11 protein-coding genes are annotated in these 15945 nt (G+C 64.1%); 7 read left to right on the forward strand and 4 right to left on the reverse strand.

The genetic code is table 11. The features are described from left to right. Positions 1-7: 7 nt before the first annotated feature. The 6 genes from pcrA to rlmN all read left to right on the forward strand — a co-directional run bounded on the left by pcrA (position 8) and on the right by rlmN (position 8479). Complete coding sequence (pcrA, locus tag AC20117_RS10850) at positions 8-2395, forward strand: DNA helicase PcrA (protein WP_083339617.1); 2388 nt, start codon at positions 8-10, stop codon at positions 2393-2395. 120 nt (positions 2396-2515) lie between these two features. Continuing rightward, positions 2516-3553 (forward strand): mechanosensitive ion channel family protein, encoded by a 1038-nt coding sequence (locus AC20117_RS10855; RefSeq protein ID WP_074699722.1) that lies wholly within the window; start codon positions 2516-2518, stop codon positions 3551-3553. Positions 3554-3813: 260 nt separating this feature from the next. Further along, positions 3814-4977, forward strand: coding sequence for an ADP-forming succinate--CoA ligase subunit beta (sucC, locus tag AC20117_RS10860; protein WP_074699721.1), 1164 nt, complete (start codon positions 3814-3816; stop codon positions 4975-4977). 18 nt (positions 4978-4995) lie between these two features. Further along, positions 4996-5931: a succinate--CoA ligase subunit alpha gene (gene sucD, locus AC20117_RS10865; RefSeq protein ID WP_074699720.1), complete on the forward strand. Its 936-nt coding sequence runs from the start codon at positions 4996-4998 to the stop codon at positions 5929-5931. Between the two features lie 206 nt (positions 5932-6137). After that, entirely contained in the window at positions 6138-7193 is a 1056-nt protein-coding gene (locus AC20117_RS10870; RefSeq protein WP_074699719.1) for a zinc-dependent alcohol dehydrogenase family protein, read from the forward strand. Between the two features lie 47 nt (positions 7194-7240). Continuing rightward, positions 7241-8479, forward strand: coding sequence for a dual-specificity RNA methyltransferase RlmN (rlmN, locus tag AC20117_RS10875; protein ID WP_074699718.1), 1239 nt, complete (start codon positions 7241-7243; stop codon positions 8477-8479). A 113-nt stretch (positions 8480-8592) separates the two neighbouring features. On the opposite strand, the gene AC20117_RS10880 is transcribed toward rlmN, so the two are convergent. From AC20117_RS10880 to AC20117_RS10895, 4 genes are read right to left on the reverse strand one after another with little or no spacing between them, the layout of a single operon-like run. After that, positions 8593-11082, reverse strand: a complete 2490-nt coding sequence (locus AC20117_RS10880; RefSeq protein WP_074699717.1) for a GcvT family protein — start codon at positions 11080-11082, stop codon at positions 8593-8595. A 22-nt stretch (positions 11083-11104) separates the two neighbouring features. Then, a complete protein-coding gene (gene purU / locus AC20117_RS10885) occupies positions 11105-12073 on the reverse strand; it encodes a formyltetrahydrofolate deformylase (protein ID WP_083339616.1) in 969 nt (322 codons plus the stop codon). A 32-nt stretch (positions 12074-12105) separates the two neighbouring features. Then, positions 12106-14019: a BCCT family transporter gene (locus AC20117_RS10890; protein WP_074699716.1), complete on the reverse strand. Its 1914-nt coding sequence runs from the start codon at positions 14017-14019 to the stop codon at positions 12106-12108. Between the two features lie 32 nt (positions 14020-14051). Continuing rightward, positions 14052-14402 carry a bifunctional 3-phenylpropionate/cinnamic acid dioxygenase ferredoxin subunit gene (locus AC20117_RS10895; protein ID WP_074703044.1) on the reverse strand — a complete coding sequence of 117 codons (351 nt, stop codon included), beginning with the start codon at positions 14400-14402 and terminating at the stop codon, positions 14052-14054. A 307-nt stretch (positions 14403-14709) separates the two neighbouring features. Here AC20117_RS10895 and AC20117_RS10900 point away from each other — a divergent pair, with 307 nt between their 5' ends. Then, the gene (locus tag AC20117_RS10900) at positions 14710-15912 is read left to right on the forward strand and encodes an NAD(P)/FAD-dependent oxidoreductase (RefSeq protein WP_074699715.1); all 1203 of its coding nucleotides are present in this window, start codon (positions 14710-14712) and stop codon (positions 15910-15912) included. The last annotated feature ends 33 nt before the right edge of the window (positions 15913-15945 follow it).

A 15945-nucleotide genomic window follows, 5' to 3' on the forward strand; every position in this document is an offset into this window, starting at 1 on the left:
TAGAACCATGGATTTTCTGACTGACCCTGCCTACGATGCTCCTGCCCCTGCCTTGCCTGATGCGCAGGAACTGCTGGCTGGGCTGAACCCGCAGCAGGAAGAGGCAGTCAAGCATGCCGGCTCGCCGCTGCTGATCATTGCCGGCGCCGGATCCGGGAAGACCCGCGTGCTCAGCCACCGGATCGCCCACCTGCTGGCCACCAAGCGTGCGCGCCCGGGAGAGATCCTGGCCATTACCTTTACCAACAAGGCGGCCGCGGAAATGCGTGAGCGGATCGAGTCGCTGGTGGGGGACCGGGCGAAGAACATGTGGATTTCCACGTTCCACTCCTCCTGCGTGCGGATCCTGCGCCGGGAGGCCAAGAATGTTGGGCTCAATTCGAACTTCTCCATTTATGATTCGGCGGACACCCTGCGCCTGATCACCCTGGTGGCCAAGGGCTTGGACCTGGATCCGAAGCGCTTTCCGCCGAAGTCCATCCAGCACAAGATCTCCGCGCTGAAGAACGAGCTGATCGACGACGAAGCCTACGCCGCGACGGCTAACTACTCCGATCCGTTCGAGCAGGCCGTAGCTGAGGTCTACAAGGACTACACACAGCGGATGCGCCAGGCCAACGCCATGGACTTCGATGACCTGATCGCCCAGGTGGTCTTCATCTTCCAGGCCTTCCCGGCGGTGGCGGATTCCTACCGGCGGCGCTTCCGGCACGTCCTGGTGGACGAGTACCAGGACACCAACCACGCCCAGTATGTATTGGTCCGCGAACTCACCGGCGGAACGGGCGAAACGGAGCAGGACTTCCCGCCCGGCGAACTGACCGTGGTGGGGGACTCGGACCAGTCCATCTACGCCTTCCGCGGTGCCGACGTGCGCAACATCGTCGAGTTCGAAAAGGACTACGCCAACGCACGGACCATCTTGCTGGAACAGAACTACCGCTCCACGCAGACCATCCTGACGGCGGCCAACGCGGTGATCTCCCGCAACCCCAACCGCCCGGCCAAGAGGCTCTGGACTGCGGAAGGGGACGGCGAACGGATCATTGGCTACGTCGGCGAAAACGAGCACGACGAGGCCCGGTTCATCGCCAACGAGATCGACCGGCTGCAGGACGCCGAGAACCTGCGCCCGGGGGACGTAGCCATCTTCTATCGGACCAACGCGCAGTCCCGTTCCATCGAAGATCTGCTGATCCGGGTGGGCCTGCCGTACAAGGTGGTGGGCGGAACACGCTTCTATGAGCGCAAGGAAATCAAGGACGCACTGGCCTACCTGCGGGTGCTGGTTAACCCGGATGACGTGGTCAACCTGCGTCGGATCCTGAACGAGCCCAAACGCGGCATCGGGGATCGGGCCGAGTACGCCGTGGCTGCGCTCGCCGAGCGGGACCGGCTGTCCTTCATGGAAGCCCTGCGCAAAGCCCATGATGCGCCGGGCATGGCCACCCGCTCCGTCAACGCGGTGGCCGGCTTCGTGAAGCTCATCGATGACCTCACCGAAGTGGCCAATGGATCCGGGGCCTCGGCTGCGCTGGAAGCGGTGCTGGAGCAGACCGGCTACCTGGCGGCGCTGCGGCAGAGCAATGATCCGCAGGACGAATCCCGGGTGGAAAACTTGGCCGAACTTGTCGCCGTCGTGCGTGAATACGAACGGGACAATGAGGACGGAACGCTCGGCAGCTTCCTGGAGCAGGTGGCGCTGGTGGCGGATGCGGACCAGATTCCGGATGCGCCGGATGAGGAAAGCGCGCAGCTGGCCAAGGACCAGGGCGTGGTCACCCTGATGACCCTGCATACAGCCAAGGGGCTGGAATTCCCGGTGGTGTTCCTGACCGGCATGGAGCACGGCGTGTTCCCGCACCAACGGTCCATGACGGATCCGAAGGAGCTGGCCGAAGAACGGCGGCTGGCTTATGTGGGGTTGACCCGTGCCCGCAAGCGGCTCTATTTGACCCGCTCGGAATCGCGGAGCCTGTGGGGCCAGAGCCAGTACAACCCGGCAAGCCAGTTCATCGAGGAAGTCCCGCCGGAGCTCATCGACTGGAAGCGTGAAGGCAGCAAGCGCCCGGCGTTCACCTCCTCCGGCAGCTTCGGCTCCAGCCGGTACAGCGGTTCCCACTGGGGTGCCGGTGCCGGCGGAAACCAGGATGTTTCCTCGCTGCCCGGTTCGGCACGTTCCATGGCGCCCGCCGCCGTGCGGGCAGGGCGCGTCCAGCCGCAGAAGGAGGTCATCGCGCTGACCGTGGGCGACAGGGTCAACCACACCAGCTTTGGAAACGGGACCGTCCTCTCGCTTGAAGGCGCCGGGGACAAGACTGTGGCGAAGGTCAAGTTCGACATCGGAGAGAAGCGCCTGCTGCTGCGTTACGCGCCGCTGACCAAGTCGGACTAGGGACGATGTCCCGCCGGCGCGGGATGTCCCCCGCGCCGGAACCCGGCGGCACAGCGCAGAAGACGCCGTGGCGGCGATCCGCATTTGGTCACGCTGGCATAACAACATAGCGTTTTTCGTATGGATTTGAATGTGGCGGATGTGGATGTAGCCCAGCTGGGCACTCTGGGATTTTGGATGGATAAACCGCTGCGCGTCGCGGTGATTCTGATCGGCGGGTTCCTGCTGAACCTGCTGGTGCGGATTGTCATTCGCCGGATGTCGACGAAGATTGCCAATGGCGAGACGGCGAAGCTCGAGAAACTCGACGCCGACGCCATCGGCAAAAACATCAAGGACCCGCGCTACTGGCTGATGCAGGATTCGCCGATCGCGGCCGTGCGCCGGGCCCAGCGGGCACAGACCATCGGCTCGGTGCTGCGCTCCATCGCCACAGTGGTCATTGGTGTCATGACGATCCTGATGGTCATGACCGAACTCGGGTTCGACCTCGGGCCGCTGCTGGCCAGTGCCGGTATCGCCGGTGTTGCGATTGGTTTTGGTGCCCAGACCCTGGTCAAGGACTACCTCTCCGGGTTGTTCATGGTGGCCGAGGACCAGTACGGCATCGGCGACGTGGTGGACCTGGGCGAAGCCTCGGGCACGGTGGAATCGGTTGGATTGCGCGTCACGCAGGTACGTGCCGTGGACGGTACGCTCTGGCACGTGCGCAACGGCGAAATCCTGCGGGTGGGCAACTCCTCGCAGGGTTGGGCTCGCGCCGTGCTGGATATCCCGGTTCCCTATGATGCCGACGTCGAAAAGGTCAGCGACCTGATTCTGAGCTCGGCCAAGGACCTGCGTGCGGACCCGGACTACCGGCGGCTCATCCTGGACGATCCGGAGATCTGGGGCGTCGAGGCGCTCACCGGCGAATCCGTGGTCATCCGCCTCGCCATCCGGACCAAGCCGCTGGAACAGTGGGGCGTGGCACGGGCCATGCGCGCACGCCTGAAGGGCGATCTGGACCGTGCCGGACTGCGCATTCCGCTGCTGAACCAGACCGTCATCAAGGACGGGAGTCCCGTGCTGGTGCCGGCCGGCTCCGAAAGCCACGCCGACGCCTCCGCGGATGCCTCTGCCGGCACCCCGGATGAAAGCCGCCAGGCCAAGCAGTAGCCCAAGAATGAGCCCGGCCCGCGGGGCCGTGAGCGGCGCGTCACAAAGTACCGCAAGGGGTTACTTTTCTACAAACCATAGAACTGTGCCCTTGATCACTAAAGCGGTACTCTAGGACAGGCGTCGCACGCCAAGGGACTAAAGTTCCCCTTGGAGCGCGAACGGATTTGCACCGAAAAAATGTCCGCCTACGCAGGCACGAAGTGACGCAGATCCGCGCTCCGAGTCAGAAACGACTTCGACGTAGAAGGACACAACCCGTGGACCTGTATGAATACCAGGCGCGCGATCTCTTTGAGGCACATGCTGTACCCGTGCTTGCAGGAATCGTTGCCTACACTCCAGAAGAAGCCAAAGCAGCAGCCGAAAAGATTGGCGGCGTTGTTGTCGTCAAGGCTCAGGTAAAGGTTGGCGGCCGCGGTAAAGCCGGCGGCGTCAAGGTCGCAAAGACTCCGGATGAAGCGTTCGAATACGCCACCAACATCCTCGGCATGGACATCAAGGGCCACACGGTCAACAAGGTCATGATCGCCCAGGGTGCGGACATCGCCGAGGAGTACTACTTCTCCGTCCTGCTGGACCGGGCCAACCGCAACTACCTGGCCATGTGCTCGGTGGAAGGCGGCATGGAGATCGAGCAGCTGGCTGTCGAGCGCCCCGACGCTCTGGCCAAGATCGCCGTTGACCCCGCCGTCGGAATCGACCAGGCCAAGGCCGACGAGATCGTCGCCGCAGCCGGCTTCGCCGAGGAACTGCGCGGCAAGGTCGCCGAGACCATCGTCAAGCTCTGGGATGTCTTCATCAAGGAAGACGCCACCCTGGTCGAGGTCAACCCGCTGGTCAAGACCGGCGCCGGCGACATCGTGGCCCTCGACGGCAAGGTCTCCATCGACGAGAACGCTGCTTTCCGCCACCCGGAGCACGCTGAGCTCGAAGACAAGGACGCCGCGGATCCGCTCGAGGCCAAGGCCAAGGAACTGGACCTGAACTACGTCAAGCTCGATGGCCAGGTCGGCATCATCGGCAACGGCGCCGGACTGGTTATGTCCACGCTGGACGTCGTCGCCTACGCCGGCGAAAACCACGGCAACGTCAAGCCCGCCAACTTCCTGGACATCGGCGGCGGCGCTTCGGCCGAGGTCATGGCCAACGGTCTGGACATCATCCTGAACGACGCGCAGGTCAAGAGCGTGTTCGTCAACGTCTTCGGTGGCATCACCGCGTGTGACGCCGTCGCAAACGGCATCGTCAAGGCCCTGGAGATCCTGGGCGAGAAGGCCACCAAGCCGCTGGTTGTCCGTCTGGACGGCAACAGCGTCGAGGAAGGCCGCCGTATCCTCCGGGACGCGAACCACCCGCTGGTCACCCTGGCAGTCGGTATGGACGAAGGCGCCGACAAGGCCGCCGAACTGGCGAACGCCTGAGGATCGAGGAAAAAGAACATGTCTATCTTCATTAACAAGGACTCCAAGGTCATCGTCCAGGGCATCACCGGCGGCGAGGGCTCCAAGCACACCGCCCGTATGCTCCACGCCGGCACCAACGTTGTCGGTGGCGTGAACGCCCGCAAGGCCGGCACCACGGTTCAGCACAAGGACCAGCGCGGCGCGCAGCTCGAACTGCCCGTCTACGGTTCGGTCAAGGAAGCCATCGCCGAGACCGGCGCTGACGTCTCGATCGTCTTCGTTCCGCCGGCCTTCACCAAGGACGCCGTGGTCGAGGCCATCGAAGCCGAAATCGGCCTCGTCGTCGTCATCACCGAAGGTGTTCCGGTCCAGGACTCCGCAGAGTTCTGGGCACTGGCACAGTCCAAGAAGGACGCCGACGGCAATCAGATCACCCGCATCATCGGCCCGAACTGCCCCGGCATCATCACGCCGGGCGAGTCCCTCGTGGGCATTACCCCGGCGAACATCACCGGCAAGGGCGGCGTGGGCCTGGTCTCCAAGTCCGGCACGCTGACCTACCAGATGATGTACGAACTGCGCGACCTGGGCTTCTCCACCGCCATCGGCATCGGCGGCGACCCGGTCATCGGCACCACGCACATCGACGCCCTGGCCGCGTTCGAGGCTGACCCCGACACCAAGGCCATCGTGATGATCGGCGAGATCGGCGGCGACGCCGAAGAGCGTGCGGCCGAGTTCATCAAGAACAACGTCACCAAGCCGGTTGTCGGCTACGTGGCAGGCTTCACCGCGCCCGAGGGCAAGACCATGGGCCACGCCGGCGCCATCGTTTCCGGTTCCGCCGGTACCGCCCAGGCCAAGAAGGAGGCCCTCGAGGCCGCAGGCGTCAAGGTCGGCAAGACGCCGTCCGAGACCGCCCACCTGCTGCGCGAGGTCTACCCCGAGCACGAGGAACCCTCGAACCTCTAAGGGTTCGTCCGCGCAAGCGGAAAGTTCAAGCTAACGACGGCGGCGCTGTCACCTTCATCGCGAAGGTGACAGCGCCGCCGTCGTACTTTTTAACCTGTTGCCTGGGGCGGACGCGCCGAAATCGCCGGCCGTTACGCAGCATGACTTCCTGCGGTCCGGGGGGCTGGCTAGGCTGGAAACAGCCGTTCCCGACGCAAGGAGAGCACATGCGCGCCACCATCATCCACGGACCCCGCGACATCCGGGTGGAAGAGCGGCCCTATCCCAACGTGCGGCTTCCCCCGGACGTGGTGGTCAAAGTGACCGCGTCTTGTGTCTGCGGCTCGGATCTCTGGCCCTACCGGGGTGTCCGCGAGACGGCAGAGCCGCGCGCCATCGGCCACGAATTCGTCGGTGTGGTCGAGAGCGTCGGGGATGCCGTGACGGCCCTGGTTCCGGGTGACTTCGTGGTCGCGCCGTGGGTGGGCAACTGCGGCGAGTGCCCGCAGTGCCGCAACGGCATTACGGTGGCGTGTGACCACCGGGCCTCCTGGGGCAGCATTGACGAGCACGGTTTCCACGTTGACGGCGGCCAGGGCGAGGCCGTGCGCGTGCCGCGGGCCGAGGCAACGCTGGTGAAGGTGCCCGGCGTGGACCGGCCGGATGCAGAATTGACCGCCAACCTGCTGGCGCTCTCCGATGTCATGGGAACGGGGCACCATGCGGCGGTGAGCGCGGCGGCAGGGCCGGGCCGTTCCGTCGTCGTTGTTGGCGATGGGGCCGTGGGGCTGTGTGGGGTGCTGGCGGCGAAACGACTCGGGGCGGAGCGGATCATCATGATGTCCCGGCATGCGGAGCGGCAGGCGCTGGCCAAGGAGTTCGGCGCCACCGACATCGTCGAGGAGCGGGGAAAGGCCGGGGCGGAAGCGGTGCGTTCGCTGCTGGGCGGGGTGGCCGCGGATTCGGTGCTCGAATGCGTGGGGACCAAGGAATCGATGGACCAGGCGCTGCGGTCCACGCGCCCCGGCGGCAGCGTGGGCTTTGTCGGCGTTCCGGCAGGCGGAGCGGAACTGCCCATCGGCGTGCTGTTTGCCAAGAACATCTCGGTGGCAGGCGGTGCTGCGTCCACGCGTGTCTACCTGCCCGAGCTGCTGGAAGACGTGCTTGCCGGCAAGATCAACCCGGGCAGGGTTTTCGACGTCGAAATGCCCCTCGACGACGCGGCCGAAGCGTACAAGGCCATGGACGAACGCCGCGCGATCAAGGTGCTGCTCAAACCGTAAAGGCAGGCCGTCCGACTCATTTGCATCGGCATGGGAGAATGGTGTAGATGTCTGTTTTGAATTCTTCCCCCACCGCCACGTCTTCCCGGCCACAGGTCCGTCCTGCTGTAGAAGGTGCCGAGCCCGCTGTCACCAGCGACGGCCGACCGCTGCTGCAGTTCAAGTCGCCGCGTGTGAAGCAGCCGCCGACACACCTGGCTGATCTGACCCTCGCCGAGCGGCAGGCCAAGCTCAAGGAAATGGGCCTGCCCGCGTTCCGCGCCAAGCAGCTCTCCACGCACTACTTCCAGCACTTCACCACGGACCCGGAAGCCATGAGCGACCTGCCCAAGGACGGCCGCGAAGAACTGGTGGCCGAGATGTTCCCGACGCTGCTGACCAAGGTCAAGCAGCTCAAGACGGACAACGGCGACACCATCAAGTTCCTGTGGCGGCTGTTCGACGGCTCGCTGGTCGAGTCGGTGCTGATGCGCTACCCGGGCCGGATCACGCTGTGCGTCTCCAGCCAGTGCGGCTGCGGCATGAACTGCCCGTTCTGCGCCACCGGCCAGGCCGGGCTGACGCGAAACATGTCCACCGCGGAGATCCTGGACCAGATTGTCCAGGCCAACCGGGTGATCGCCGAAGGCGCGCTGGGCGGCAAGCGCAAGGACGGCGGGCACGACGCCGAGCGCGTCACCAACATTGTCTTCATGGGCATGGGCGAACCGCTGGCCAACTACAAGCGCGTGATGGCAGCGGTGCACCGCATGGCAGCCGAGGCGCCCGAAGGCCTGGGCATGTCCGCCCGCAACATCACCGTCTCCACCGTGGGTCTGGTGCCGGCGATCAACAAGCTCGCGGCCGAGGACATCCCGGTGACCTTCGCGCTGAGCCTGCACGCGCCGGACGACGAACTGCGCGACGAGCTGATTCCGGTCAACAGCCGGTGGAAGGTCGACGAGGCGCTGGATGCTGCCTACAACTACTACGCAGTGACCGGCCGCCGCGTCAGCATCGAGTACGCGCTGATCAAGGACATGAATGACCACGCGTGGCGTGCGGATCTGCTGGCCAAGAAGCTGAACAAGCGCGGCCGCGGCTGGGTGCATGTGAACCCGATTCCGCTGAACCCGACGCCCGGTTCCATCTGGACCTCGTCGGAAAAGGCGGTGGAGACCGAGTTCATCAACCGGTTGATCGCCGCCGGCATCCCGACGACGCTGCGCGACACCCGCGGCAAGGAGATCGACGGCGCCTGCGGGCAGCTGGCCGCTGCCGACGACGACGAAAACGTCGCAGACTAAACGCAGCTAAACGCAGCAAGCATCAAGCACAGCGCAGCGGCCCCGCTCCTTCCAACTGGAGCGGGGCCGCTGCTGTCCGTTGCGGCGCTAGCCGGTCAGTGGTCCGTCACCTGCTACCCGCGCAGCCGTTCCATCTTCGGATCCACCAGCGGCTCGGCAGCGATGGTCGCGGCGACCTTCCGGCCGAAGTAACCGATCTCCACGGAATCGCCCTCCGCCAGGCCTGCCGGCAGCCAGGCGTACGCGATCGGCCGGCCAACGGTGTAGCCGTAGGCCGCGCTGGTGACGTAACCCGCGGGCTCGCCGTCGACGAACACCGGTTCCTTGCCCAGCACCACGGACGTGCCGTCGTCGACCGTCAGGCACTTCAGTTCCCGGGAGGCAGGCTCGGCGCGGCGGGCGGCCAACGCTTCGTAGCCCACGAAGTCCGTCTTGTCCTTGAAGACCGAGAACCCGAGTCCGGCTTCATACGGGCTGTGCTCGGGAGTGACATCGGTGCCCCAGAGCCGGTAGCCCTTTTCCAGCCGGAGGCTGTTGAAGGCACCGCGGCCGGCGGCGATGATGCCGTACTCCTGGCCGGCTTCGAAGAGCAGATCCCACAGCTTCAGCCCGTATTCGGCCGAGGTGTACAGCTCCCAGCCGAGCTCCCCGACATAGGACAGCCGCCAGGCCGTGACGGGGATGCCATCGATGTGGACCTCCTTGGCCCGGAAATAGCGCAGCGAGTCATTGGTGTAGTCGTCCTCGCTGACCTTGCCGATGACCTCGCGGGCCAGCGGTCCCCACAGCCCGATGCAGCAGGTGCCGCCGGTGATATCGGAGACATGGACCCACTGCGCCGGATCGGCCGCGGACTGCTTGCGGGCCTCGACCCGGAAGTAGTCGAAGTCGATGTTGCCGTTGACGCCGAGCTGGAAAGTCTCCTCGGCGAGCCGTGCGATGGTCACATCGCTGCGGACGCCGCCGTCGTCCGCCAGCAGCAGGCAGTAGGTGACAGCCCCCGGCTTTTTGGCGATGTTGCCGGTGCTCAGCCGCTGCAGCAGCGCCAGCGCGCCCGGGCCGGTAACCTCTAGGCGCTTCAGCGGAGTCATGTCGTAAAGCGCGACGGCGGTACGCGTCTTCCACGCTTCGGCGGCGGAGATGGGGGAGTGGAACATGTTGGACCAGCTGTCCCGCTCCGGTGCCTGCCACTCTTCCGGCAGTTCCTGCAGCAGCGTGCTGTTGGCCTCGTACCAGTGCGGACGCTCCCAGCCGGCGGACTCGAGGAAGAAGGCGCCGAGTTCGTGCTGGCGTACGTTGAACGGGCTGACGCGGAGGTCGCGCGGAGATTCCCGTGGCTGCAGCGGGTGGAGCACGTCGTAGATCTCCACGAAGTTCTGCTGCGAGGTTTCGCTGACGTACTCCTTGCTGACCTGGATCTTCTCGAAGCGGGTCGCCTCGCACTCGTGCAGGGGCGTGCGGGACTGGCCTTCCACCAGCAGCTCGGCGACGGACTTGGCGACGCCGGCCGAGTGGGTCACCCAGACGGCCTCCGCGAGGTAGAACCCCTTGACCTCAGGCGATTCGCCGATCAGCGGGCCGCCGTCCGGCGTAAAGGAGAAGATCCCGTTGAAACCGTCCTCAATCTCAGCGCCGCGCAGGGCGGGCAGCAGCTCCTGGCTGTCCTGCCACGACGGCAGGAAGTCGGCTTCGGTAAACTCCAGCCGCGAGGGCATGCGGTGTTCGGACATCTGGTCTGCCCGTACCTGCGGCAGCTCATCCAGGTCCACAGGCATGGGGCGGTGAGCGTAGGAACCGATGCCGATCCGCTCACCGTGCTCGCGGTAGTACAGGTCCTTGTCCTGGTGGCGCAGGATGGGCAGGCGGGCGCCGTTAGGCAGTTCGTTCTGACCTGCCAGTTCCGGCACTGCCGTGGTCTTGACGTACTGGTGTGCCAGCGGCAGCAGCGGCACCGGCATGCCGACCATGGCACCGATCTTGGGGCCCCAGAAGCCAGCGCAGGAAACCACAATGTCCGCAGGCACCACGCCGTCGGGGGTCTCAACGCCGGTGACCTTGCCGCCGGCCTGCTCGATGCCGGTTACGGGGGTGGAGCCGATGAACTTTACGCCCGCTTCGCTGGCCTTTTCGATCAGCAGCTGCACCGCGCGGGCGGCGGAGGCCAGACCATCGGAGGGCACATACAGTCCGCCCAGGACCATGTCCCGGTTGATCATCGGGTAGCGCTTCCCGCACTCATCCGGGTCGATCAGCCGGCCTTCAAGACCCCAGGAGGTAGCGAAGCCCAGCCGGCGCTTCAGCTCCTCGAGGCGCGCTTCGGTAGTGGCGACCTCAAGCCCGCCGACCTGGTTGAAACAGGAGCGCCCGTCCGCACTGAGCGAGAGCAGCTTCTCCACCGTGTAGCCAGCGAGCTCGGTCATCGTCTTGGACGGGTTGGTCTGGAACACCAGGCCAGGTGCATGCGAGGTGGAACCACCGGCTAGATGCAGCGGTCCTTGCTCGATGACAGTGACGTTGTTCCAGCCGCGAGTGGCCAGCTCGTCGGCCAGATTGGCGCCGACAATGCCGGCCCCGATGATGACTACGCGGGGTGTGGGGCTCATAGGTATTCTCCTTGGATCGCGTTTAGCGGAAGACGACGGTGCGGGTGTTATTGAGCAGGACGCGGTGCTGGCAATGCCACTTCACGGCGCGGGACAGAGCCTGGGCCTCGGCATCGCGGCCCACCGTGACCAGGGACGCAGGGTCCAGGCTGTGGTCAACCCGGAAGACCTCCTGCTCGATGATCGGGCCCTCGTCCAGATCGGCGGTGACGTAGTGGGCGGTGGCCCCGACCAGCTTCACGCCGCGGTCATAGGCCTGGTGGTACGGTTTTGCGCCCTTGAAGCCGGGCAGGAACGAGTGATGGATATTGATCGCGCGCCCGCGCAATGCCTCGCAAAGGCCGTCCGAGAGCACCTGCATGTAGCGTGCCAGCACCACCAGGTCGGCGTCGTGTTCTGCGACGAGGTCCAGCAGCCGCTGCTCGGCCTCGGCCTTGGTAGCGGCAGTGACAGGCACGTGAACAAAGGGCAGACCCGCTGCCTCGGCCATCGGGCGCAAGTCCTCATGATTGGAAACAACGACGGCGATGTCGGCACCAAGGCTTCCGGCCTGCCACCGGAAGATCAGGTCGTTGAGGCAATGGCCGAATTTTGACACCATGACCAGCAGCCGCTTGGGGCTGCCATCATGGATTTCGAAGGTCATATCGAACCGGTCCGCCACATCCACGAATTCCTTAGCCAAGGCCGCGGCCATCGCCGGGCGATTTGCCTCGCTGCCCTTGTCTTCGTCGGATCCAGCAGTTATACCTGCCGGCGCAAAAGCTGTCCGCAGGAACAACGTGCCACTGACATGGTCGTCGAATTGCTGGTGCTCCGCGATGTCGAAACCGCGCTCGGCCAGGAAGCTGGTCACAGCGTGGACAATGCCGGGGCGTTCCGGACACGAGAGCGTCAGGACAAACGGGGCTGTGCGTTGTCCAGCGTACGCGTGAACACGGCCAGCCGGAAGGTCATCGTTGAGTAGTTCAGTGGGGGCCAGAGCCGTCATAGTCATTTACCTCGCAAGTTCAGTAGAAAAAATCAGGAGCCGGAGTTCCGGGTTGGGCACTTATCGCTGGAAGCGCACTGCTCGTCGCATTCGTGCCTCGTGACGAGGTCGAAATGGACGCCACCGTGCTGATCTACACCGGACCGAATAGCGCGTTCCACCACTGACGTTGCCAACCGCCGCCTCAAGGAGAGCGGATCCCGGCGCAGGTCCTTGGCCAACGCGAAGCACATCAGCAGCATGACCAGGACGAAGGGCAAGGCTGCCACAATGGTTATTCGCTGGAGCCCGGAGAGAGCCTCAGCGGGCTGATCGCCACCAGCGAGCAGCATGACCGCCGCAACTCCGCCAGTCAGCACGCCCCAGAAGATGACGACACCTCTGGAGGGTTCCTCGGCACCGTTGGAGCTCAGGGAGCCCATTACCAGCGACGCCGAATCCGCGCCGGTAACGAAGAAGATGCCAACCAGGACCATAGCGAGAACGGCCACCGCGCCCGCGATAATGTTCGGCAGCGGGAGGTTCTGCAGCAGATCGAAAAGGGCGCCGTCGAAGGAGATGGAGGGTTCGCCGTCGACCATATCGACCAGCCCGTCGCCGGTATCCGGTGTTTCGTTAGCCTTCTCCTGAACACCGAACGCGGCACCGCCGAAGATTGCGAACCAAATCACGCTGACGACGCTGGGAACAAGGAGCACCCCGGTGACAAACTGGCGAATGGTTCGGCCCCGGCTGATGCGGGCGATAAACATGCCAACAAACGGCGTCCATGAGACCCACCAAGCCCAGTAGAAGATGGTCCAGCCGGACATCCAGGTACGCAGGGCCTCGTCGCCGACGGCTTCGGTGCGTGAAGCCATTTCAGCTAAGTCACGGGCGTAGTCGCCAACGGCGGCGGGCACCAGATTGAGAATGAAGAGCGTGGGACCGGCTATGAAAACGATCAGCGCGAGGATGACTGCGAGGACCATATTGATATTCGCGAGCCACTGGATGCCGCGCCGGATACCGGAAATCGCGGAGGCGACGAAGCAGACCGTAAGCACGGCGACAATGGCCACCAGGATCGGGGTGGCCAGCTGGCCAACCCAGCCGTTGAAGGCCATGCCGCTGCCGATCTGCAAGGCGCCGAGGCCCAGCGAGGCTGCCGTGCCGAACAGCGTGGCAAAGATAGCCAGAATGTTGATGAACTTGCCGACCGGGCCCTCCACAGTCTTGTGGCCGAACAGCGAGGTGAAGGTGGCGGAGATCAACTGCTTGCGACCCAGACGGTACGTCCCATAGGCCATGGCAACACCGACGACGGCGTACATCGCCCAAGGGTGCAAAGTCCAATGGAAGAGGGATGTAGCCATGGCGGTCTGGATAGCTTCGGGTGTTTGACCGTTCACGCTGCCGGGTGGCGGGGCGACGTAGTGGTACATCGGCTCGGCCACCCCGTAAAACATCAGGCCGATGCCCATGCCGGCGGCGAACATCATGGAGATCCATGAGACGGTCGTGAACTCCGGTTTCTCACCGTCCTTTCCCAGCGGGATATTGCCGAAGCGGCCCAGCGCGAGCCAAAGCACGTAGACAACGAAGAGAGAGGCGAGCAGGATAAAGAGCCAGCCGGTGTTTTCCATGACCCAGTTGAGGGCGTTCTGGGAAGTGGCTGAAAGGTTGTCGGTGCCAAGAAAGCCCCACGCGACAAAACATAGAGCGAGGACGCCCGCTACCGCGAAGACCGTCTTGTCCAGACCACGCGGTACCAGGCTCCGGCGGGCTGCGGCGTGCTCTGTTTCCGACTCGTGCAGTTCCTGCAGGATCTGCTGATCCAGTGAAGTGTCTTCTGCAGCCGGCGGTTTGGCTTGCTGGTCATCGTCCAGCGGATCCGTGCGAACGAGTTCGGTGAGCTCATCGCCAGGATTGCCATCATCAACTGCAAGTTCTTTATTCGTTGTCATGAATTTCCTATGCTCGATGACCCGTGTCCCAGCTAAATATGACCGTCTACGGTCAAACCAGGTGGGAGATTGGGTGCGTCGCCTGATTCCCGGACCATGATGGTTCCGTCCACTATCTCGACTTCATGGACCCGGACCGGCAGCTTCGCCGGCGGGGCGTCAACCTTGCCCGTACGTAAATTGAATTTGGATGCGTGCAGTGGGCACTCCACCTCACAGCCCTCGACCCAACCATCGGCTAACGAGGCGTCCTGATGCGTGCACGTATCATCGATGGCGAAGAGCTCGCCCTCCTCTGTGTGGAAAACAGCGATGGGAGGGGACGTATCCAGCCGGAGCGCGTCTCCGGGTGCGAGCTCTTTCAATGGGCATGCCTTGTGCATGGAGCGAACCTCTTTCATAGCCGGCCGCTCGCTGGCGGCAGTTCCGTCATGAACAACTTCATTCACGATAGGCAACAGCCTGACCGCTAAAGGGGGCATCTGTCAAGGGTTTTTGTGTTGCAGCCCACATGTTTCGCCGCAGTCTTTCGTCGCCGTCAAAATTGCACGTTTGTGACTCTTGACACAGAATTTCGTAACCTCCATGCTGTTTCACATAGCGATGCGAGTTGCGATAGGCGCAATTGGGCAACGCTTCTTAGCCAGAAGGTGCAGGAATGCATCTCTCCAGTGTTGTGAAAGGCCATTTATGCAGACTCTTGTAGTCGTGGGGGCGTCCTTGGCCGGACTCTCCGCCGCGCGGGCAGCACGGGCCCAAGGCTTTGCCGGCAGACTCGTCATCATCGGGGACGAAGCGCCCCGGCCTTACGATCGGCCGCCGCTGTCCAAGGACTTCCTGGCCGGCAAGATCGGTCTGGAGGACCTCGCGCTGGAGGAAGCCGGTGAGGACCTGAACGCGGAATGGCTGCTGGGAGTCCGTGCCGAGCGCTTCGAAGCCGAGTCTTTGACCATCACGCTCAATGACGGGCGCAGCATCACCGCAGACAAAGTGATAATCGCCACGGGCGCTTCGGCCCGCAGGCTGGCCGAGCTGCAAGGCCTGCAGAACGTCTTCACGTTGCGCACGCTTGCCGACGCGGAGGCTCTGCGACCCCGGCTGGTCCCCGGACATCGCCTTGTGGTCATCGGTGCGGGATTCATCGGAGCGGAAACCGCCTCCACTGCGAAGGCAGCCGGCATGGACGTGACCGTAGTGGAAATGTCGGTTGCACCGCTGGCAGGTCCGCTCGGAGCCCAAATGGGCGCCGCAGTGGCCGGCCTTCATGAAGCAGCCGGAGTGGAGCTGCTCTGTGGGACCGGTGTTTCCTCCTTCACCATGAGCGGAAGCTCCGTGAGCGAAGTAGTCCTGGACAATGGCAGGCGGCTGCCTGCCGACGTCGTACTCGTTGGTATTGGAGCGCAACCTAACGTTGAATGGCTGGAAGGGTCGGGCATCGCGCTGGACAATGGCGTCCTATGTGATGCCATGGGCCGGACCAACCGCGCTGGTGTATCCGCCGTCGGCGACTGTGCCGCCTGGTACGATCTGCGAACCCAAAGCCACCAGCGCGTAGAGCACTGGGCCGGGGCGAACGAACGCCCAGCTCTCGCCGTGGCCGCCCTGCTGGACGAAAACGCAGTGCAGCAGCCGGTCAATCCGCCGTACTTCTGGTCGGATCAGTACGGATCACGAATTCAGTTTGCCGGCCAGGTCCGAGGGCATGACCGGATCGAAATCGAGCACGGCAACGTTGCCGAGCGCTGTTTCCTGGCCGTGTACTACGCCGGTACCGAACCGGTCGCCGTACTGGGTGTGGATCAGACTCGGCAGTTCACCAAATGGCGCAAGTTCCTGAACAAGAATGCTCAGCAGTACGTGCTCCCGGTCGGGGAGTTCGCGGCCGCTTCTTGAGCCCCTCAGTGCTACCTGCGCCGTAACCATTCC

Source organism: Arthrobacter crystallopoietes (genome assembly GCF_002849715.1).
Taxonomy (GTDB): Bacteria; Actinomycetota; Actinomycetes; order Actinomycetales; family Micrococcaceae; genus Crystallibacter; species Crystallibacter crystallopoietes.

Coding starts and splice junctions, on each gene's coding strand:
- AC20117_RS10870 (WP_074699719.1), top strand. CDS start 6,138: ATGCGCGCCACCATCATCCACGGACCCCGCGACATCCGGGTGGAAGAG.
- AC20117_RS10855 (WP_074699722.1), top strand. CDS start 2,516: ATGGATTTGAATGTGGCGGATGTGGATGTAGCCCAGCTGGGCACTCTG.
- sucD (WP_074699720.1), top strand. CDS start 4,996: ATGTCTATCTTCATTAACAAGGACTCCAAGGTCATCGTCCAGGGCATC.
- AC20117_RS10900 (WP_074699715.1), top strand. CDS start 14,710: ATGCAGACTCTTGTAGTCGTGGGGGCGTCCTTGGCCGGACTCTCCGCC.
- AC20117_RS10890 (WP_074699716.1), bottom strand. CDS start 14,019: ATGACAACGAATAAAGAACTTGCAGTTGATGATGGCAATCCTGGCGAT.
- AC20117_RS10880 (WP_074699717.1), bottom strand. CDS start 11,082: ATGAGCCCCACACCCCGCGTAGTCATCATCGGGGCCGGCATTGTCGGC.
- pcrA (WP_083339617.1), top strand. CDS start 8: ATGGATTTTCTGACTGACCCTGCCTACGATGCTCCTGCCCCTGCCTTG.
- AC20117_RS10895 (WP_074703044.1), bottom strand. CDS start 14,402: ATGCACAAGGCATGCCCATTGAAAGAGCTCGCACCCGGAGACGCGCTC.
- rlmN (WP_074699718.1), top strand. CDS start 7,241: ATGTCTGTTTTGAATTCTTCCCCCACCGCCACGTCTTCCCGGCCACAG.
- purU (WP_083339616.1), bottom strand. CDS start 12,073: ATGACGGCTCTGGCCCCCACTGAACTACTCAACGATGACCTTCCGGCT.